The organism is Arsukibacterium sp., from assembly GCF_018402695.1.
Taxonomy (GTDB): domain Bacteria; phylum Pseudomonadota; class Gammaproteobacteria; order Enterobacterales; family Alteromonadaceae; genus Alishewanella.
In genome coordinates this window covers 53,708-74,292 of the sequence record NZ_JAGYIM010000007.1, presented here as the reverse complement: position 1 = coordinate 74,292, position 20,585 = coordinate 53,708, and the positions used below count along the sequence as shown (strand labels likewise).

Sequence of the window (20,585 nt, the reverse complement as noted above, 5' to 3'; positions counted from 1 at the left end):
GCTCAGTGACCAAATAATGTCAAGCGTTTTTTTTCAGCAGTAAGGGGCTGCTGAATTAGTCTTGTCAAAAGAACTATTTAAATAAAATTACAGAATGATGTCAGACCAGTAAGCGCTTTGCCACTTGACATGCCGGATATTCAAACGTACATTTCAAACACCTGTTTAAATATGTGCGGTGAGCATGGTCGCGAAGCAAAATACTCAACAAAAAATTCTGGATGCAGCGCAAAGCCTGTTTGCTGAAACCGGTTTTAATGATACATCACTGCGCCAGATAACCAGTGTGGCTGAGGTCAATTTAGCTGCAGTAAATTATCATTTTGGTTCAAAAAAAGAGTTAATCCAGGCCGTGCTGCAACGTTATTTGCGGGTGCTGATGGCCCGGCTGGACCAGGAATTCAGTCGATTGCTGGCCGTGCAGCAACCCAATAACCTGACGCAGGTATTGGCCGTTTTTGTGAAACCCTTGCTTGAACTTAATTCAGTACATAACAATGGTACCCGGATTTTTCTGCAGCTACTGGGGCGGGGCTATACTGATGTTCAGGGCCATCTGCGTTGGTTTATCAATCATAACTATGGCCGCGTACTGGATAAATTTGTCTTGCTGGTACAGCAGTCCTGTCCTCAGTTGCCGGCCAGCGAGCTATTCTGGCGCTTGCATTTTTCGCTGGGTACAGTGGTTTTTACTATGGCCTCAAACGAGGCGCTTGCCGAAATAGCCGAAGCCGATTTCAGCGAAGAAGTTGATATTGAAGGTGTTATTCAACGTCTGTTGCCTTATCTGGCCGCAGGTATTGCCGCGCCGGTGTCTACTCGTTCACAACCTCAGCAGCAGTTGCGCTCAGGTACTTAAAGGAAACTGTTATGGAAATATTGTTAATTTTGGTTTTGGCTGTGGTCGTGGTACTTGGGGTGACCGATATCCGGCGCAGTTTAATCAGTAAACCGGTATTTGCGGTATTTAAAAAAATCTTACCGCCGCTGTCTGACACCGAGCGCGAAGCGATGGAGGCGGGCGATGTTTGGTGGGATGGCGAGTTATTTAAGGGGAAACCTGACTGGCAGAAGTTGCACAGTATTCCTAAAGCTGAGTTGTCTGAAGAAGAGCAGGCGTTTATGGATAATCAGGTAGAAACCCTGCTTACCATGCTGGACGATTATAAGATTGTGCAGGAAGACCGGGATTTGCCGAAAGACGTCTGGGATTACATAAAAAGCGAAGGCTTTTTTGCGATGATTATTCCCAAAGCTTATGGCGGCCGTGAATTTTCTGCTATTGCCAATTCGACCATTGTCTCAAGGATTGCCAGCCGCAGTTTAACAGCGGCGGTCACAGTGATGGTGCCAAACTCGCTGGGTCCGGGCGAATTGCTGATGCACTATGGCACGCAGCAGCAAAAAGATTTCTGGCTGCCAAGCCTGGCCAATGGCACCGATGTCCCCTGTTTTGCCCTGACCGGCCCGGAAGCGGGCTCTGATGCTGGTGGTATTCCGGATACCGGAGTCATTTGCAAAGGTGAGTTTGAAGGCAAGGAAGTACTGGGGATCAAACTTAACTGGGATAAGCGTTACATTACCCTGGCCCCGGTGGCTACCGTATTAGGGCTGGCATTTAAACTCTATGATCCGGAAAAGTTATTGGGTGATAAAGAAGAGCTGGGTATTACCTGTGCCCTTATTCCTACCAGCCATCAAGGGGTGGAAATCGGCGACCGTCATTTTCCGATGAATATGGCTTTTATGAACGGGACGACTTACGGTAAAGATGTATTTATCCCAATCGATTGGATTATTGGTGGTCCGGACTATGCTGGCCGGGGCTGGCGGATGCTGGTCGAGTGTTTATCAGCCGGGCGTGGTATCTCATTGCCTGCGCTGGCAACAGCTACCGGCCATTTAGCAACCCGGATGACCAGTGCCTATGGTTATGTCCGCCAGCAATTTGGTATGTCTATCGGTAAGTTTGAGGGGGTTCAGGAAGGCATGGCGCGGATTGGCGCTTATACCTACACCCTGGAAGCGATGCGGGTGATGACCGCCGGTGCTATTGACTTAAAATTGAGCCCATCTGTGGTCACCGCCATTGCTAAATACCATATGACAGAAATGTCGCGGACCTTGTTAAATGATGCGTTTGATATTCACGCTGGCCGTGCCATTCAGTGTGGACCGATGAACTATCTGGCACATGGTTATATGGGGATCCCGATTTCAATTACCGTAGAGGGAGCGAACATTCTGACCCGTAACCTGATGATATTCGGTCAGGGCGCCACCCGCTGCCATCCCTATGTGCTGGCAGAGCTGGAAGCTGCGGCCAACCCTGATGCGGACGAAGGCCTGAAGCAGTTTGATAAGTTACTGCTAAGTCATGTTGGCTTTGCTGTGGGTAACACCTTCGCTGCGTTGTGGCAGGGGTTAACTGCAGGTGCCTTTAATAGTGCACCGGTGGCGGGAGAGACGGCCCGTTACTACAAACAGTTAAGCCGGATGAGCCGGGCACTGGCGCTTAGTGCCGATGTGTCGATGCTGATGTTAGGCGGCGATTTAAAACGTAAAGAAATGCTATCTGCCCGGTTGGGTGATGTGTTAAGTCACTTATATATTGCTTCCGCGGTACTGAAATTTTACGAGGACAATGGCCGTCAGCAAGCCGATCTGCCATTTGTGCACTACAGCGTGCAGCGCTCATTGTTTGAAATTGGCAAGGCATTTGATGGTTTCCTGGTAAACTTCCCAAGCCGGGTTGTCGCCCGGGTTATCCGCACCCTGGTATTCCCGTTTGGTATTGGCTACAAAATGCCAGATGATGACATTGCAATTGCAATCTGTACCGCGCTGGCTAAGCCAGGCGTGATCCGTGATCGGTTAACCCATCTGTGTTTTATTGGCCAGGGTGAAGATGATGCCACCGGCCTGATGGAGTCTGCTTTTGTTGCGATGCACAAGGCGCAACCGGTAATGAAGAAAATTTATCAGGCGCAGCGGGATGGCAAACTTGCTCGTAAGCTGCCACTGGCTGAAACCATTGATCTGGCGCTGGCAAAGCAGGTTATCAGTGATGCTGAGGCGGTGCAGTTAACTGAAATGAACCGGTTACGCTTTAAATCAATTTCGGTTGATAGCTTTAAACCGGGAATATTGTCTGCAACGACAATAAATAAGCAAAACGCTGCTTGAGCGCGATGTTCATCTGTAAATAAAAAAACCGGAGTAGGTACTCCGGTTTTTTGTTTGCTAGCCTAAAATCTATTGCTGGCCGCGACTGATAATCTCCTGCGCCATCACATCGGCGATGTCACTGGTTGGTTTACCTTCTTCATCGGCGCGCTGAAAAATGTTCAACAGGGTATGATAAATCTGGTTAACTTTGGCAGTAGAGTCAGCTGCATCGTAGCCTTGCGGGCGCATTTCACAAGCGACGTTAATAATACCGCCGGCGTTAATCACATAATCCGGAGCATATAAGATACCACGCTGGCGCAGCATTTCGCCGTGGCGCGCTTGTTTTAGCTGGTTATTAGCACAGCCGGCTACCACTTTAGCCTTCAGCAGTGCAATAGTTTCATCATTTAGCGTTGCACCCAGGGCGCAGGGAGCATAAATATCAGCATCAACTGCATAAATGCCATGTAAGCCAACGGCAATCGCACCAAATTGAGCCACCGCGCGTTCAACTGAAGCCTGATTAATATCAGTGACAATCAGTTTGGCACCTTCCTGGTGTAAATATTCACACAGCCCATAGCCGACACTCCCCAGGCCTTGCACGGCAACGGTTTTACCAGCTAAATCGGCTGAGCCAAATTTATGCATCGCCGCCGCTTTGATACCCTGATACGTGCCCAGTGCAGTGAAAGGGCCCGGATTACCACTTTTACCTTCTAAACCCGCAACAAAAGGCGTTTCCTTGTGCACCTGCATAATGTCGCCGGTGGTAATGTTGACATCTTCGGCGCTGTAATAACTGCCGCCAAGCCTTTGTAACATCCGGCCAAACGCCCGGAATAAGGCTTCAGATTTAATGGTTTTCGCATCACCGATAATTACCGATTTACCGCCGCCCAACGGCAGACCAGCCATGGCATTTTTGTATGTCATACCGCGGGATAACCTTAATACATCAACTATGGCTTCTTCATCAGAGGCATAGTTCCATAAGCGGCAGCCACCAACGGCGGGGCCTAAGCGGGTGCTGTGAACAGCAATTATTGCCCGCAAACCAGTTTCCTGGTCACTGCAGAACACCACTTGCTCATGGTTATCGAATTCAGGATGATTAAATACTGCCACGTCTGATTCTCCCTCGGGTTTAATCTGGCTGTTAATGAGTGGCACTTCGCCACTTTTTTGCGCCGCGGAATGTAACATTTCACCATCAGTTACGCTATGTTTCGCCAAAAATAATAGCTGGTCAGACAAGTAAATTGTCGACAATTAACACCGCGGCTTGATTGTGATATCAGACTCCCTTAAAGTACCGGGATCAGAACGTTAAATTTAAATTGGAAGCAAATAAAATGAGTGAGCAGTTAACTCAGGCACAGCAACAAGAGCAAGATGCTATCGCAGAGAAACAACGCGCAGAGTGGGTCAGGAATCAGTATCAGGCTGCGAATCAATATCTTGCCGGCAAAGGTATTATTCCCGATAACGTCGCGGTTACTGAAAGCTGTTACTTGCCGCCGTTGGTCGCCATCTGGAAACTTAACACCCGGGATAAAAAGTCGTACTGGGTAATTAGTGGTGATTTACCTACCGATCATATGCCGTTTTCTGCTGCTCCAACGGCCCGTGATGCAATGCGGTCGTTCTCGCTAAATTGGCAATTAAAAGCGGAGAACATTGTTAGTAGTGACTCTGTCGACAAAACCCAGCAGGATTTTGCAAATTTGCTGGTGGCTCGTGCTCAGGGCTTATATGAGTTATTTGAAGATGACAGTTTATGGCAGGGTCAGACTAACCGTTAAACTGTAAAAAAAAGAATACAAATGATAAAAGAACCGCACTAAGTGCGGTTTTTTTATCAGAGTTACAGAGGGGAATGGCGGTGACTACAGCAGAGGTTTACTCAGTAAAATGCCAGTAACCCAAATTAATTAAATGCACTAATAAGCTAAGACGCTCAGGTAATGCCAGAAAATGGCGGCATTGTTGCTCATCAAGGGTTCGCTGCTCGGTCAACAGTTTAGCCGTGGTAAGCTCGTTGCCCGGCAGCAGGTATTGCTCACCATTAATAAATAACGCGATATCTGCCCCAGCCCGCGCCTGATGATAACAACAGCGTAAGCCACCGGTCAGGCTCAGCACAGAGCCTTCTTCCAGATATTCAGCTATTTCATCAGCCTGGTAATGCGGATCAGGTTCCTGCAAATCCAGCTCATGCTTGGCCCGGCTGATGTATTGGCCAAACCACAAAGGCAGGCTCTGTTCATCACTGACCAGTTGTTGCAGCAATTGTTTCACCTGAGCCAGATCGGCGCTACCGAGCTCGCCAATACTCTGACTAACCGGCCGCCCAGGATCGCTAAAGCGCTGACCGCTGATGTCGTTATCAATTAAGTAGTCAGCCAGTCCGGTCAGTAAGTCTTTCTGGGCGGGAGCCCGAAAGCCGACGGAATAATTTAAACTGTTTTCAAGCGAAATACCTTCGTGCGGACAGCCCGGTGGAATATACAATATATCGCCAGGCTCCATTATCACATCGATACAGGCGTTAAACGGGCTAACCTGCAAAAGTCTCGGGTGTGGACAGAACTGTTCCAGGCGACTGTCTGGCATACCGACCCGCCAGTGCCGCTTGCCCTGGCCCTGAATAATAAACACGTCGTACTGATCAAGGTGCGGTCCGACGCCGCCGCCAGGGGTAGAAAAGCTGACCATTAAATCGTCTATTCGCCAGTTTGGTATAAACCTGAAGGGTTCAAGCAGCTGAGCCGCTTCAGCATGCCAGTGATCTACCGCCTGGACTAAAATTGTCCAGTCGCGCTCACCAAAGCGGCTAAAGTCGGTAACAGGGCCGGTTTCAAGTTGCCAGTCACCATTGCTGCATTGTACCACCCGCGATTCGACCTCTTCTTCAAGCGCCAGCCCCGCCAGCTCATCGGGGGACAGCGGATCGGTAAACTGCTTAAATCCCTGTTTTAGCAAGAGTGGCTTTTTTTGCCAGAATTCGGCTAAAAACCGTGCCGGGGTCAGGTCGGCAAAATTTAGTGTATACATAAGGTTATTCCGCCAGTTTATCTACCAAGGCAACGGCATCACCAATATAGTTGGCTGGCGTTAATCGTTTTAACTCGGCTTTTACCGCTTCAGGCAGTTCCAGGGTGTCAATAAAGCGGGCTAAATCAGCCTGATTAATCCGTTTGCCACGGGTTAGCTCTTTCAGTTTTTCGTACGGTTTTTCAATGCCGTACTTACGCATTACCGTTTGCACCGGCTCGGCCAGTAATTCCCAGTTGGCATCAAGCTCGGCCAGCAGGGCAGGAGCATTCACTTCCAGTTTGCTAATGCCCTTTAATGTCGCCTGATAAGCAATCAGGGTATAACCAAAACCCATACCAAGGTTACGTAACACGGTCGAATCTGTTAAATCACGCTGCCAGCGCGAAACCGGTAATTTGGCCGACAAATGGTTAAATAGCGCGTTAGCGATACCGAGGTTACCTTCCGAGTTCTCAAAATCAATCGGGTTGACCTTATGTGGCATGGTAGAGGAGCCAATTTCACCGGCTACGGTTTTTTGTTTAAAGTGACCCAGCGCGATATAACCCCAGATATCCCGGTCAAAATCCAGCAGAATGGTATTAAACCGGGCGACAGCGTCGAACAGTTCGGCGATGTAGTCGTGCGGTTCAATCTGGGTAGTGTAGGGGTTGAAGCTCAAGCCAAGGCTGGTAACAAACTGCTCGGCAAACTGATGCCAGTCAAGTTCAGGGTACGCTGATAAATGGGCGTTATAGTTGCCTACCGCACCATTAATCTTGCCCATAATGTCAACCGCGGCAATTTGGTCGCGCTGGCGTTTTAAACGGGCGTACACGTTGGCCATTTCTTTACCCATGGTAGTAGGTGAAGCAGGCTGGCCATGGGTTCGTGCCATCATGGCCACGGTTTTATGTTCGTTCGCCAGATTTTTTATAGCAGCAAGCAGGGCATCACATTGTGGCAATAATACCTCGTTGCGGGCCTGGCTAAGCATCAAACCATGCGACAGGTTGTTAATGTCTTCTGACGTGCAGGCAAAGTGGATAAACTCACTGATGGCATTCAGTTCACTGTTATCAGCGACTTTTTCTTTCAGTAAGTATTCAACGGCTTTGACATCATGGTTGGTAGTGCGCTCAATGTCTTTTACTCTTTGGGCATCTGCCAGGCTGAAATTGGCAACGATATCATTAAGTAGTTTATTCGCCTGCTCAGATAGCGCCGGTACTTCAGTAATGGCTGCTGTGGCTGCTAATTGCTGTAACCATCGTACTTCAACAGTAACCCGGTATTTGATCAGACCAAATTCACTGAAATACGGGCGTAGCTCAACTGTCTTGCTACCATAGCGGCCGTCAACCGGGGATATGGTGGTAAGGGCATTAAGTTCCATGAAAACTCCTGAAGTTTAAGATGTGGTTTGTGCCAGCATATGCTTAGCAGCAGCAACCAATTTACGACGTTGAAAAATAAAATTCAGCCGGCTGCCACCCGCCTGGCGCCAGAGCACTGCGGCCCGCACTGCTGCCAGTAACAGCGCCCGGACTTTTTGTTGCACTGCGGTTTGTTTCAGTACATCGGGCGTACCATAAACCTGAATACGGCTGCCCAGGCTACTGATACATTCACTGTAAATATCAGCAAGACGACCAACAATAGTCTCATCAGTCACCGCAAAATGTTGCAGCTGACGTTCCAGCTGCCCAAGCTGTTTGCCAAGCTCGGCCATGTTGCCGCGGTTTTTATTCAGTTTGCGCTCCAGCGCCAGCACGCCCACCAGATAACGGGTAAATTCGACATCTCTTGTTGCGTTATCACCTAGCTGGCTGATCATGGTCTGCAAACCACTACGTATGTTATTCAGATCGTTACCATAAACTGCCAATGGTGTGTCGGGATTCAGGTTAGCGATACTGGCCAGGGTGGTCTGGTACAGCTCTGGCTCCAGTTTGTTTTGTCTGGCCAGGCTTTGTAGTAAACGGATAGCCTGGCTTAAACCGGCCAGTGCAATAATTTGGGTGGATAAAGACGATTGCATAATTATTTAATGGCCTTGTCGATAATGCCGCCGCCAAGGCAGACGTCATCAAGATAAAATACTGCAGACTGACCCGGGGTAACGGCTTTTTGTGGCTGGTCGAATACCACATTCACCTGGCCGTCAGCCAGTGGAGTAAGGGTGCAACTGATATCAGTTTGCCGGTAGCGGGTTTTCACCGTACAACGTAACGGTTGCTCTGGCCCTTTGCGGTCAACCCAGTCTAACTGACTGGCAACAAGGCCATTGGCCAGCAAGGCCGGGTGGTCATGGCCCTGGGCAACCAGCAGCCGGTTTTGCTGTAAGTCTTTGCCGACGACATACCAGGGGTCATCACTGCCTTCGCGCAAGCCACCAATTTTTAACCCTTTACGCTGCCCCAGGGTATGGTACATCAGGCCGTCGTGCCGGCCCAGTAACTGGCCATCGTCAATGCTAACGATATCGCCCGGTTGTGCTGGCAGATACTGTTGCAGAAAATCTTTGAATTTACGCTCACCAATAAAGCAGATACCGGTAGAGTCTTTTTTATTGTGGGTCACTAAACCCTGCTGCTCAGCAATAGCCCGTACGGCTGGTTTTTCCAGGTCACCAATCGGAAACAGGGTTTGGCCTACCTGCTGCTCCCCCAGTGTATATAAGAAATAGCTTTGATCTTTGTTGTTATCTAAACCGCGAAGGAGTTGCCAGTGACCATTGTGCAGCCGGCGGCGGACATAGTGGCCGGTGGCAATATAATCTGCACCCAGCGCTTCGGCAGCAAATTCAAGAAACGCTTTGAATTTTATTTCTTTGTTACACATAATGTCCGGGTTTGGGGTGCGGCCTGCCCGGTATTCAGCCAGAAAATACTCAAACACATTATCCCAGTATTCGGCGGCAAAGTTTACTTTGTGCAGCACGATGCCCAGTTTATCGCATACCTGCTGGGCATCCTGCATATCTTCAGCTGCGGCACAGTATTCGTCATTGTCGTCTTCTTCCCAGTTTTTCATAAACAGGCCTTCAACCTGATAACCCTGCTGAATTAATAAGTAGGCTGATACTGAGGAATCTACGCCACCGGACATGCCGACGATGACTTTTTTACTGCTGTTAGCTGACATTGCACCACACTGGTTGTGACAAAAAATGAGGCGCGGAGTATAGCACTAATTTAAGCGGTTAAAAATCGTTATCGCCAGCATGGCTGCCGCTTATGCGTCAGCCAAGGCAATTGATCCAATAGCCTTAAAGCTGAACCACCCGGTATTCACCCGGCTGCAGGTCAGCCAGCTGCCATTGGCCTATCTGACTGCGCACCAGGCGCAGTGTGGCAAAACCTACCGCAGCAGTCATGCGCCTGACCTGGCGGTTGCGGCCTTCGGTGATTGTCAGGCGAAGCCAACTGGTCGGAATATTAGCCCGGTAACGGACTGGCGGTGTACGTGGCCATAATTCTGGTACAGCCATCCGTTCGGCTACAGCCGGTAAGGTAGGGCCGTCTTTTAGTACGACTCCTTGTCGCAACTGCGCCAGCGCCTGTTCAGTAATGTCGCCCTCTACTTGTACCCAATACGTTTTCGGGGCTTTGTGTCTAGGGTCGCTAAGCTGGTGCTGGGTCTGACCACAATTGGTCAGTAGTAGCAGGCCTTCACTATCGCGGTCCAGCCTGCCAGCAGGATATACCTGTTTTAACGAAATATAATCAGCCAGGGTTGCGCGTGCTGGCGAACTGTTGTCGGTAAACTGACTAAGTACATCGTAAGGTTTATTGAACAATACCAATAATGGAATTTCGACCTTGGTCCTATTGTTTTTTTTGCTATTTGGCTTATGTTGCCTGTGGTGAAAAGGCGTTGGCTGTTTCAAAGCTATTTCCTATAAGTCCGTTAGCGTCGCATAACACCTGCGAGCTGCAGGTAATGCGCCGCCTGTTTTAATCAGTTTTATGCTGATATACTAATGACCGTTGTTTTTGCTGCGTTTTAAACAATAATCTCAGTGTTACAGTGTTAGCGCGGCACTTCCCACCGGGACCGCGGGTTTCCGTGGACATTCCGCGATTACAATACAGGAACTAACATGTCGAAAGAAAGTGCAACAATTATATACACCATCACCGATGAAGCGCCTGCGCTGGCAACGCATTCATTGCTGCCTTTTATCCAGGCGTTCTCTTCAGCTGCCGGTATTGCAGTTGAAACCCGGGATATTTCGTTATCAGGTCGCATTATTGCCAGTTTCCCCGACTTTTTAAAACCAGAGCAGCGAATTAACGATGCTCTGGCAGAATTAGGTGAGATGGCCAAAACGCCAGAAGCCAATATTATCAAATTGCCAAACATCAGTGCATCTGTACCACAGTTAAAAGCGGCAATTAAAGAGTTGCAAAGTCAGGGCTATGCATTACCTGAATATCCCGCTGAGCCAAAAACTGAGCAGGAGCGCGATGTAAAGGGCCGTTACGATAAAATTAAAGGCAGTGCGGTGAACCCGGTACTGCGTGAAGGTAACTCTGATCGGCGCGCACCTGCATCGGTTAAGCAATATGCTAAGAAAAATCCACACAGCATGGGGGCCTGGCAGGCTAATTCAGCGTCACACGTTGCCCATATGAGTGGCGGTGATTTTTATGGCTCTGAGCAATCCACCACGTTGCAAACAGCCGATACCCTGCGCATTGAACTGCATCAGGTTGACGGCGCGGTGACGGTATTGAAAGACAAGGTTGCGGTGCTGGCTGATGAGGTTATTGATGCCGCTACCATGAGTGCCAAAGCGCTGCGCGAGTTTTATGCTGCTGAAATTGCCGATGCCAAAGCGAAAGACGTCCTGTTTTCTTTGCATTTAAAAGCCACCATGATGAAAGTCTCTGACCCCATCATGTTTGGTCATGCAGTTCAGGTGTTTTATCAGGAAGTTTTCAGTAAATATGCTGCCGATTTTGCTGCTGCGGGTGTTGATGTCAGCAATGGCCTGGGCGATGTCTATGCCAAAATTACCAGCTTGCCTGACGCGAAACAGCAGGAAATTAAAGACGCGATCGCTGCGCTTTATCCGAATAAACCCGCTATGGCGATGGTCAATTCAGACAAAGGTATCACCAACTTACATGTGCCAAGTGACGTCATCATCGATGCTTCTATGCCAGCGATGATCCGCAGCTCTGGTCAGATGTGGGGCCCGGATGGCAAGTTAAAAGATACCAAAGCGGTTATCCCCGACCGTTGCTATGCTGGTGTGTATCAGGAAACCATTAATTTCTGCAAGGAAAATGGGGCCTTCGACCCGCGTACTATGGGCTCAGTACCAAACGTTGGCCTGATGGCGCAAAAAGCTGAAGAATACGGCTCGCACGATAAAACCTTTGAAATAGCAACAGCCGGCACTGTTAAAGTACTGAACAGCCGGGGCGATGTGGTGTTTAGTCATCAGGTTGAAGAGGGCGATATCTGGCGGATGTGTCAGGTTAAAGACGCACCAATCCGCGACTGGGTTAAACTGGCGGTGAACCGCTCACGTTTAAGTGGCACCCCTGCAGTGTTTTGGCTGGACAGTAAACGGGCGCATGATGCAGAGCTGATCAAAAAAGTTGAGCGTTATTTAAAAGATCACGATACCAGCGGTCTGGATATTCAGATCATGGCGCCGGTTGAAGCAACCCGGCATACGCTGGCCCGGATCAAACAGGGACTGGACACGATCTCGGTAACCGGTAACGTGCTGCGTGATTACCTTACCGATTTGTTCCCGATTTTAGAGTTGGGTACCAGTGCTAAAATGTTGTCTGTGGTACCACTGATGAATGGCGGTGGCTTATTTGAGACCGGTGCTGGTGGTTCAGCACCTAAGCATGTTGAGCAATTTGTTGAAGAAAACCACCTGCGCTGGGATTCCCTGGGTGAGTTTCTGGCATTGGCAGCGTCACTGGAGCATTTGTCTCAGGTTACTGGCAACAGTGCAGCCAAGGTGCTGGCTGACAGTCTGGATAAAGCCACTGCAACATTCCTCGACAATGACAAATCGCCACGGCGTAAAGCAGGCGAATTGGATAACCGTGGCAGCCATTTCTACCTGGCGCTGTATTGGGCGCAGGAGCTGGCAAGTCAAACCACCGACAGTGCACTGGCAGGCCGTTTTAAAACGCTGGCAGAGGCAATGCAAGCTAATGAGCAGCAGATTTTAACTGAACTTAATGGCGTGCAGGGCAAACCGGTTGAGATTGGCGGTTATTACCGGCCTGACGATAAGCTGGTCAGTGACGCAATGCGCCCGAGTGTTACGTTAAATCGCACTTTACAGGCGCTGTAAGCGGGTGAGCGTGGTCTGGTAAACGCAGGCAGCGCAGAAAATAGAAAAAGCAGGCATTATGCCTGCTTTTTTATTAGTAGATGCCGATGCCAGGTCGGTACCAATTTGGTACAACGATGGAAAAGTTATTCTTCGCCGGGGAGCTTAATATTTACAGCATGCAGCCCTTTCGGGCCTTCAGACAAATCGAACACCACATCCTGGCCTGCTTTTAGCGTGCGGTAGCCATCCATGCTAATGGTAGAATAATGCGCGAAGATATCTTCATCACGACCATCTTCACGAATAAACCCAAATCCCTTGGCATTATTGAACCATTTTACTTTACCGGTAGCCATACTACTTACTTCCTTCTCTAAGTTAGCTATATTCTGTATTCTAGACTGTACTTGAAGGGGACTAGTGCAGCCCCAACATCTAATGTAGATAATTTAAGCAAACAGTCAAGCTATTTGCAAAAATAGTGCGAATTTTTTACTAATTTTTAATAAAAGCGCCTTTGCTGGTTGGCGCAGGCATGGCTATAGTTTATGAGCGGTAAGCAAAATTTAGATACAAAACATGATGACCTGGCAGAGCTAACCCGACAAAAGGTTACTCCGCCACCAATGTATAAGGTTATTTTGCACAACGACGACTACACTCCTATGGACTTTGTGATCGATGTGCTCACCCGTTTTTTTAATATGCAGTACGAAAAAGCCAGTGAAGTAATGTTGAAAGTACATTACGAGGGCAGTGCAGTATGTGGCATTTTTACAGCTGAAATTGCTGAAACAAAAGTACAGCAGGTACAGCAATATGCAAAAGAGCATCAGCATCCGCTGCTGTGCACAATGGAGCGCGCTTAGGTATGTCTTGGCATGGTCTGGAAGTGGTTCTCAGGGGTATTGGGAGTAAGCTATGTTAAATAAAGATCTGGAACTAACGTTGAATTTAGCGTTCCGGTTTGCGCGTGAACGCCGGCATGAATACATGACGGTGGAACATCTGCTTCTGGCGCTGCTGGATAACCCGGCAGCGGGTGACGCATTAAAATCATGCGGTGCCAATATTGATAAACTGCGGCTGGAGTTGGCCAGCTTTATTGATTCCACCACACCGGTGTTACCTGATGGCGATGCTGAGCGTGACACCCAACCAACGCTCGGCTTTCAGCGGGTCCTGCAGCGGGCGGTATTTCATGTGCAGTCATCAGGAAAGTCTGAGGTCACCGGTGCCAATGTACTGGTCGCCATTTTTAGTGAGCAGGAATCCCAAGCCGTTTATCTGCTGAAAAAAATCGATATTACCCGGCTGGATGTTGTTAATTTTATCTCGCATGGGGTGACTAAAACCGAGAAGCTCGAACAGCATGAGGACAGCCCGCAGGAAGAGCTGACCGATACTATTACAGAAGAAAGCAAATATCTGGAGAATTTTACCAGTAATTTAAATGTGCAGGCTAAAAATGGCCATATTGATCCACTGATTGGCCGCGACCGTGAAGTGGAGCGGGCTGTACAGGTATTGTGCCGGCGTAAGAAAAATAACCCATTGCTGGTAGGGGAAGCTGGGGTGGGTAAAACCGCCATTGCCGAAGGGCTGGCTTATCGTATTGTGCAGCAGCAGGTACCGGAAGTGATCGCTAATGCTACCATCTATGCGCTTGATATGGGGGCCTTACTGGCGGGTACCAAGTACCGTGGCGATTTTGAAAAACGCCTGAAGTCGTTATTAAAAGAGCTGGAAAAAGAGAAAGACTCCATTTTATTTATCGATGAAATTCATACGGTGATAGGGGCTGGTGCCGCCTCTGGCGGGGTAATGGACGCCTCAAACCTGATTAAACCCCTGTTGTCCAGCGGCCGCTTACGTTGTATGGGTTCGACTACCTACCAGGAATTTAAAAGTATTTTTGAAAAAGACACTGCGTTGGTGCGTCGCTTTCAGAAAATTGATGTCACGGAACCTAGTGTGGAAGATACCACCCGGATATTACTGGGTTTAAAAGAGCGGTACGAGCAGCACCACAATGTGCGTTATACCCAAAAAGCCATCCGGGCGGCGGCTGAATTGTCTGCCAAGTATATTAATGAGCGCCATTTGCCTGACAAGGCAATAGACGTGATTGATGAAGCTGGGGCCAGCCAGCGCTTGTTACCGGCGTCAAAACGGAAAAAAGTAATTAACGTGGCCGAAATAGAGCACGTCATTGCCAAAATGGCCCGTATTCCGGAAAAATCAGTGTCGGCTTCCGATAAAGACGTGCTGGCGAATCTGGATCGCAATCTGAAACTGGTGGTATTCGGACAGGATGAGCCGATTGAAGTGCTGACAGCCGCTATCCGTTTGTCGCGGTCTGGTCTTGGCAATGAAGAAAAGCCGATTGGTAGCTTCCTGTTTGCCGGTCCGACCGGCGTAGGTAAAACCGAAGTAACCAAACAGCTGGCCAAAGTAATGGGTGTCGAGTTGCTGCGTTTTGATATGTCGGAATATATGGAACGCCACGCCGTCAGCCGGCTGATTGGTGCACCACCGGGCTATGTTGGCTTTGAGCAGGGGGGCCTGCTGACGGATGCCGTATCCAAACATCCGTATTCTGTGGTGCTGCTGGATGAGATAGAAAAAGCCCACAGTGACGTTTACAACATTTTACTGCAGGTTATGGACCACGGCACCTTAACTGATAATAACGGCCGCAAAGTGGATTTCAGGAACGTGGTGCTGGTGATGACAACCAATGCTGGTGTGCAGGAAACCGTGCGTAAGTCGATTGGCTTTAAACAGCAGGATCACAGCCACGATGCGTTAAGTGAGATAAACCGCACTTTCAGCCCTGAATTCCGTAACCGGCTGGATGGTATTATCTGGTTCAAACATCTGGCTGAGGATATTATTCTGCAAATTGTCGATAAGTTTGTTTGTGATTTGCAGGTGCAGTTAGATAAGAAACAGGTATCAATGGAATTAACTACCGATGCCAGGCAATGGCTGGCTGACAAGGGGTACGATCAGGCAATGGGAGCGCGACCGATGGCTCGGGTTATTCAGGAACAGCTGAAAAAACCACTGGCCAATGAAATTTTATTTGGCCGTTTACTGCACGGTGGCGATGTTAAAGTCAGCCTGAAAAACGATGCGCTGATTTTCGACTATCAGACCGAGCAGGATTTGGCATTAATGGATTAAATCAGTGTACTTAGCAAACAAACAAAAAACCCGGCATTAACCGGGTTTTTTGTTACCAAAGCTGACTTAACGCTGGCGGAATACGATACGGCCTTTGCTTAAATCATAAGGCGTCAATTCAACGGTAACTTTATCGCCTGTCAGGATGCGGATATAGTTCTTGCGCATCTTACCGGAAATGTGAGCGATAACCACATGACCATTCTCCAGTTCAACTTTGAACATGGTATTTGGCAATGTATCCAGGATGGTACCTTGCATTTCAATTACGTCTTCTTTCGCCATTCAGCGCACTCGCCTCTATAAATTTGGGGTCAACCTTCAAAAAACTGCGCAGATTGTGCCGAAATCACAGCAATAAGTAAAGCAGCAAGCGCTTTTTTAGGCAAAAGAGTGCCATTGTCCCTGAATAAAGCGTTGCTGCGGGGTAAATTCGGCCTTATATGCCATCTTCTGACAGGCTTCGACCCAATATCCTAAATAGACAAACGCTTTATTATCCAGCCTCGCTTGCTGCAGCAAAAAGAGTATTGCCAGTTTACCGGGGGATAGCTGCTGGTATTGTTCAGCAAAAAAGGTGTACACCGCCGAGTAACTGTCCGCCAGTTCATCAATAATACTGACGCTGACCAGTTGCTGATCCTGATATACCTCCAAAAATCGCACCGGTAACCAGCTGCATTCGAGCATACTGCTCAGCTGCTGTTCATTCGCTGGGAACATAATGCCATCGTCGTGTTTAAAAGCAATATAGGCTGCAAACAACGGAAAGTACTGGTTGATATCAGCCTGGTTTACCAAACGGTATTGCAGACCAGCACGCCCGGCTTTGTTGAGCAGCCGGCGCTGGCTACGCGACGCTTGCCACTGCTGCGGTACAATTCTCACTGACTGACAGGCTCTGCAGGTGGGGCAGTGCGGGGTATAGCTTTGCTCGCCACTGCGCCGAAAATTAACTGTCAGCAGCTGGCGGTATAACTCGGCAGTTACTGGTTCATCCGGTAACAGGACCACTAACTGCTCTTGCTCTGCAGGTAAATAACTACAAGGGCTGGGTTGGGTTAAGCCAAACCGTAACGGACGCTTTATTAACGAGGAAGACTCAGTCACGCTGTAAGCTCAGCAGCTTTGGCTGCCAGTGGCCTGTTGGGCTGTTAATCGTTGCCTGTTGCTGCAACAACTGTAAATAGTGGGGCCGGCTAATAGCTTCGGCGCCTAATTGCAGTAGAAAAGGGTTGGGCATCTGACAATCTATCCAGCCAGGGGCATAGTGCCGAAGATGTTGTTGCAACGCCAGTAACGCAAATTTAGCAGCATCGGTCACCCTGTTAAACATCGACTCGCCACAGAATAAGCCGCCGACCACAACACCATACAAGCCGCCGACCAGCTTATTTTCCTGCCACACTTCAATGCTATGGGCGTGGCCTTGCTGATGCAGCCGTTGATAGGCTTGCTGCATAGCAGGTAATATCCAGGTCTGAGGTTGGTTTTTTCGTGGCGCGGCGCAGCCCTGAACGACGTCAGTAAAGGCATGATTGAGGGTCAGGCGCAGCCCGCCGCGCTGCCATTGTTTACGAAGGGTACGGTTAAATCGCAGGCTGGCCGGCGGAAATACCGCCCGGACGGCCGGGCTCCACCATAACAAAGGGTCTCCCTCGCTGAACCAGGGGAAGATGCCACTTCGATAGGCCAGGGCCAGACGGTCAACCGATAAATCGCCGCCCATCGCCAGTAAGCCATCTGGCTGCTCAAGCGCCTGCTCAACCGGCGGAAACGACAGTTGTGCAGGGTCAAGTTCAGGCAAATAAATGGCCATATTAACTGGCGTAAGCAGCGACGATAATTATTTAACCAGGCCGTCCAGATAACGTTCAGCGTCCAGAGCAGCCATACAACCAGTACCCGCAGAGGTTATCGCCTGACGATAAATATGATCAGATACATCGCCGGCGGCAAATACGCCGGGAATACTGGTTTGGGTCGCGTTGCCTTCAGTACCACTGACCACTTTCAAATAGCCGCCGTTCATTTCCAGCTGGCCTTTAAAGATATCAGTATTGGGCGAGTGACCAATGGCGATAAATACCCCCTGCAGTGCCAGTTCAGTTGCGGCTTCGCCTTTGGTTGAACCTAAACGGACGCCAGTTACGCCCATTTCGTCGCCCAGCACTTCTTCCAGCACGCAGTGGGTGTGCAGCACGATTTTGCCTGAGGCGACTTTTTCCATTAAACGGTCGACCAGTATTTTCTCCGCTTTAAAGGTATCACGGCGATGGACCAGATGGACTTCACTGGCAATGTTCGACAGATACAATGCTTCTTCTACTGCGGTATTGCCACCCCCGACAACGGCTACTTTCTGATTCCGATAGAAAAAACCATCGCAGGTGGCACAGGCAGATACGCCACGGCCGCTGTATGCTTCTTCTGAAGGTAAACCCAGATATTTAGCAGAAGCACCGGTACAGATAATCAGCGCATCACAGGTATAGCTGCCATTGTCACCGGTCAGGGTAAAGGGACGCTGCTGTAAATCAACCGTATGAATATGGTCGAAGATAATTTCGGTATTAAAGGCCTCGGCGTGAGCCTGCATCCGCTCCATCAGCACCGGCCCGGTTAAGCCATGAGCGTCTCCCGGCCAGTTTTCAACTTCGGTGGTGGTGGTCAGCTGGCCACCCTGTTGCATGCCTGTTAGCAGCACCGGTTTTAAATTAGCTCTGGCAGCATAAACTGCGGCGGTATATCCGGCCGGGCCTGAACCCAGAATTAGTAACCGACAATGCTTGCTGTTTGACATCTTTTACTCCAAAAAACGACTTAGTGAAAACGCAATGGGGATGATTCTAAAAGAATGCAATGACCATAGAAAGATCTGCTTGCTAATTAGTTCGGTGCTGGCTGTAAACTTCGCGTGCAAAATGATATTTCTTAAACATATAAGTCAGACGTTTTAGTTATATGAGAGGCTGTTAATTTTCCTGAAAAAGGGTATTTGTTTCTAATCGTTGAATTTTTTTTCTGAAATAGGGTGGGTGTTTTTTTTTATAATGACTTTGTAAGATTTTTGTAATTGTTGTTTTTCTGAGCAGCTGGTTAGTTAGAGGCCGCAGGACGCAGCCAATGAACAGGGATGTCTGTTAATTAATAATTGAACAACCAAATTATTAAAAAATTAAAAGGTACCACAATGAAAACAACTAAAACCCTCTTAGCACTTAGCGTTGGTAGTTGCTTCGCATTATCTTTAACCGCTCCGGCAATTGCCAACAGTCTGGTCGACGCCGGCGATGAGAGTAGCCGTTATATTATTAAGTTCAAGCCAACAGCCGCGGTAATGAGCAGCAATAATGGCCAGAGCGAATTTTCAACTCAGCAGGCTGAAACTGTATTACGTGGCCACCGGGTTGATGCTGTTATGCACTTAAAATCGGCCAATGCCAGTGTGGCGAAGTTATCAGCCAAGCAGTTAAAAGCATTGCAGGCTAATCCAAATGTCGAGTATGTGGAAGAAGACACCAAGCGCTATCTGATGGATGTTATCAGCCCAATGGCACAATCAACACCCTACGGTATTAATATGGTGCAGGCAAACCAGGTTAGTGATGGCAGTGCCGGTAATATTAAAGTTTGTGTTATCGACACTGGCTATACTTCTGGTCATGAGGATTTACAGAGCTCAGGTGTTACCGGTTACGCGTTCTCAGGCCATGGCAACTGGTATTCCGATGGCAATGGCCACGGTACTCATGTAGCAGGCACTATGGTGGCGCTGGACAATAACTCTGGCGTAGTAGGAACAATTGGTTCAGGCCAGGCTGGGGTACATATCGTTAAAATATTTAATGATTCAGGTAACTGGACTTATGCATCCAACCTGGTGCAGGCGATCCAGTCCTGTCAGGATGCAGGAGCGAAAGTAGTAAATATGAGTCTGGGTGGTGGTTCGTCAAACCAGACTGAAAATACTGCGATGAATAACTTCTACAACAACGGCATGTTGCTGGTTGCTGCCGCGGGCAATGCTGGCAACACCAGTTTGTCGTATCCTGCCTCCTATAATGCGGTAGTGTCAGTAGCGGCAGTAGACTCTAGCCGTAACCTGGCCAGTTTCTCGCAGCGTAACTCGCAGGTAGAAATTGCCGGCCCGGGCGTGAATGTCAGTTCAACCTGGAACAATGGCGGCTATAACAGTATTAGCGGTACGTCAATGGCGTCACCGCATGTTGCTGGTGTTGCCGCGCTGGTATGGAGTAACCACCCGTCCTGTACTGCCCCCCAAATTCGTAACGCCTTAAATGTGACAGCGCAAGACCGCGGTGCAGCTGGTCGCGACAACTCTTACGGTTTTGGTATCGTCCAGGCGAAAGCGGCAACTGACTGGATCACCAATAATGGCTGTGACGGCGGTGGTGATGGTGGCGATGGCGGTGACGGTGGCGATGGCGGCGGTGCAACCTTCCCGAATCTGTCGGCTTCAACCGGTCAGTGGCTGCGTGGCAGTTATGATATACCATCAGGCGTCTCGCAAATTACCTTCCAGATCTCCGGGGGTACTGGTGATGCTGACTTATACGTGCGTTATGGCAGCCAGCCAAGCACCAGCGCTTACACTTGCCGGCCATACTTAAATGGTAATAACGAAGTCTGTACCATTAACAATCCGCAAGCCGGTACCTGGCATGTCGGCATCCGCGCTTACAGTGCCTTTAGTGGTGTTACGTACAGTTATCAGTACTAAGCTGTAACTAACAACCAGTAAAGTTGTTAACAGGGTTGCGCCAGCAGCCCTTTTTATTGTCAATCTTAAACCACCTCCTATGGAGGTGGTGCCGAAAATTGGACATGCACAACATGGAGAATGCCT

18 protein-coding genes are annotated in these 20,585 nt (G+C 49.0%); 7 read left to right on the top strand and 11 right to left on the bottom strand.

The annotated features are described in order from the left end of the window. Nucleotides 1–184 precede the first annotated feature (184 nt). Both KG631_RS00470 and KG631_RS00465 read left to right on the top strand, forming a co-directional pair. On the top strand, nt 185–859 hold the full coding sequence (locus KG631_RS00470) for a TetR/AcrR family transcriptional regulator (protein ID WP_213994705.1): 675 nt from the start codon (nt 185–187) through the stop codon (nt 857–859). An 11-nt stretch (nt 860–870) separates the two neighbouring features. Next, entirely contained in the window at nt 871–3,186 is a 2,316-nt protein-coding gene (locus KG631_RS00465) for an acyl-CoA dehydrogenase (protein WP_213994704.1), read from the top strand. Between the two features lie 69 nt (nt 3,187–3,255). On the opposite strand, the gene KG631_RS00460 is transcribed toward KG631_RS00465, so the two are convergent. Further along, a complete protein-coding gene (locus KG631_RS00460; protein ID WP_301003506.1) occupies nt 3,256–4,407 on the bottom strand; it encodes an amino acid dehydrogenase in 1,152 nt (383 codons plus the stop codon). A gap of 119 nt (nt 4,408–4,526) precedes the next feature. Between KG631_RS00460 and KG631_RS00455 the strand changes: the two genes are divergently transcribed. Continuing rightward, on the top strand, nt 4,527–4,976 hold the full coding sequence (locus KG631_RS00455; RefSeq protein WP_213994703.1) for a DUF4826 family protein: 450 nt from the start codon (nt 4,527–4,529) through the stop codon (nt 4,974–4,976). Nucleotides 4,977–5,073: 97 nt separating this feature from the next. Here KG631_RS00455 and KG631_RS00450 read toward each other — a convergent pair whose 3' ends face one another. The 5 genes from KG631_RS00450 to KG631_RS00430 form a co-directional block, all read right to left on the bottom strand. After that, entirely contained in the window at nt 5,074–6,228 is a 1,155-nt protein-coding gene (locus KG631_RS00450) for a cupin domain-containing protein (RefSeq protein ID WP_213994702.1), read from the bottom strand. 4 nt (nt 6,229–6,232) lie between these two features. Further along, a complete protein-coding gene (purB, locus tag KG631_RS00445; protein ID WP_213994701.1) occupies nt 6,233–7,606 on the bottom strand; it encodes an adenylosuccinate lyase in 1,374 nt (457 codons plus the stop codon). A gap of 15 nt (nt 7,607–7,621) precedes the next feature. Next, nucleotides 7,622–8,251 carry a high frequency lysogenization protein HflD gene (hflD, locus tag KG631_RS00440; protein ID WP_213994700.1) on the bottom strand — a complete coding sequence of 210 codons (630 nt, stop codon included), beginning with the start codon at nt 8,249–8,251 and terminating at the stop codon, nt 7,622–7,624. A 2-nt stretch (nt 8,252–8,253) separates the two neighbouring features. Beyond that, nucleotides 8,254–9,357, bottom strand: coding sequence for a tRNA 2-thiouridine(34) synthase MnmA (gene mnmA, locus KG631_RS00435; protein ID WP_213994699.1), 1,104 nt, complete (start codon nt 9,355–9,357; stop codon nt 8,254–8,256). 124 nt (nt 9,358–9,481) lie between these two features. Beyond that, entirely contained in the window at nt 9,482–10,027 is a 546-nt protein-coding gene (locus tag KG631_RS00430; RefSeq protein WP_213994807.1) for a pseudouridine synthase, read from the bottom strand. 288 nt (nt 10,028–10,315) lie between these two features. On the opposite strand from KG631_RS00430, the gene KG631_RS00425 reads away from it, so the two are divergent. Then, nucleotides 10,316–12,544 (top strand): NADP-dependent isocitrate dehydrogenase, encoded by a 2,229-nt coding sequence (locus KG631_RS00425; RefSeq protein WP_213994698.1) that lies wholly within the window; start codon nt 10,316–10,318, stop codon nt 12,542–12,544. Between the two features lie 125 nt (nt 12,545–12,669). Here KG631_RS00425 and cspD read toward each other — a convergent pair whose 3' ends face one another. Beyond that, a complete protein-coding gene (cspD, locus tag KG631_RS00420) occupies nt 12,670–12,882 on the bottom strand; it encodes a cold shock domain-containing protein CspD (protein WP_019676583.1) in 213 nt (70 codons plus the stop codon). A 192-nt stretch (nt 12,883–13,074) separates the two neighbouring features. Here cspD and clpS point away from each other — a divergent pair, with 192 nt between their 5' ends. Then, the gene (gene clpS, locus KG631_RS00415) at nt 13,075–13,395 is read left to right on the top strand and encodes an ATP-dependent Clp protease adapter ClpS (protein ID WP_213994697.1); all 321 of its coding nucleotides are present in this window, start codon (nt 13,075–13,077) and stop codon (nt 13,393–13,395) included. Nucleotides 13,396–13,447: 52 nt separating this feature from the next. Further along, the gene (gene clpA / locus KG631_RS00410; protein WP_213994696.1) at nt 13,448–15,715 is read left to right on the top strand and encodes an ATP-dependent Clp protease ATP-binding subunit ClpA; all 2,268 of its coding nucleotides are present in this window, start codon (nt 13,448–13,450) and stop codon (nt 15,713–15,715) included. Nucleotides 15,716–15,781: 66 nt separating this feature from the next. Here the strand turns inward: clpA and infA are convergent, their stop codons facing one another. From infA to trxB, 4 genes are all read right to left on the bottom strand, one after another. After that, complete coding sequence (gene infA, locus KG631_RS00405) at nt 15,782–16,000, bottom strand: translation initiation factor IF-1 (RefSeq protein WP_019676586.1); 219 nt, start codon at nt 15,998–16,000, stop codon at nt 15,782–15,784. A 96-nt stretch (nt 16,001–16,096) separates the two neighbouring features. Beyond that, nucleotides 16,097–16,825 (bottom strand): arginyltransferase, encoded by a 729-nt coding sequence (locus tag KG631_RS00400; protein WP_213994695.1) that lies wholly within the window; start codon nt 16,823–16,825, stop codon nt 16,097–16,099. Further along, a complete protein-coding gene (gene aat / locus KG631_RS00395) occupies nt 16,818–17,534 on the bottom strand; it encodes a leucyl/phenylalanyl-tRNA--protein transferase (protein ID WP_213994694.1) in 717 nt (238 codons plus the stop codon). Before aat ends, KG631_RS00400 begins: the two co-directional genes overlap by 8 nt. Nucleotides 17,535–17,561: 27 nt before the next feature. Beyond that, a complete protein-coding gene (gene trxB / locus KG631_RS00390; protein WP_213994693.1) occupies nt 17,562–18,518 on the bottom strand; it encodes a thioredoxin-disulfide reductase in 957 nt (318 codons plus the stop codon). Nucleotides 18,519–18,908: 390 nt separating this feature from the next. Here trxB and KG631_RS00385 point away from each other — a divergent pair, with 390 nt between their 5' ends. Continuing rightward, complete coding sequence (locus KG631_RS00385; RefSeq protein WP_213994692.1) at nt 18,909–20,459, top strand: S8 family serine peptidase; 1,551 nt, start codon at nt 18,909–18,911, stop codon at nt 20,457–20,459. Nucleotides 20,460–20,585 lie beyond the last annotated feature (126 nt).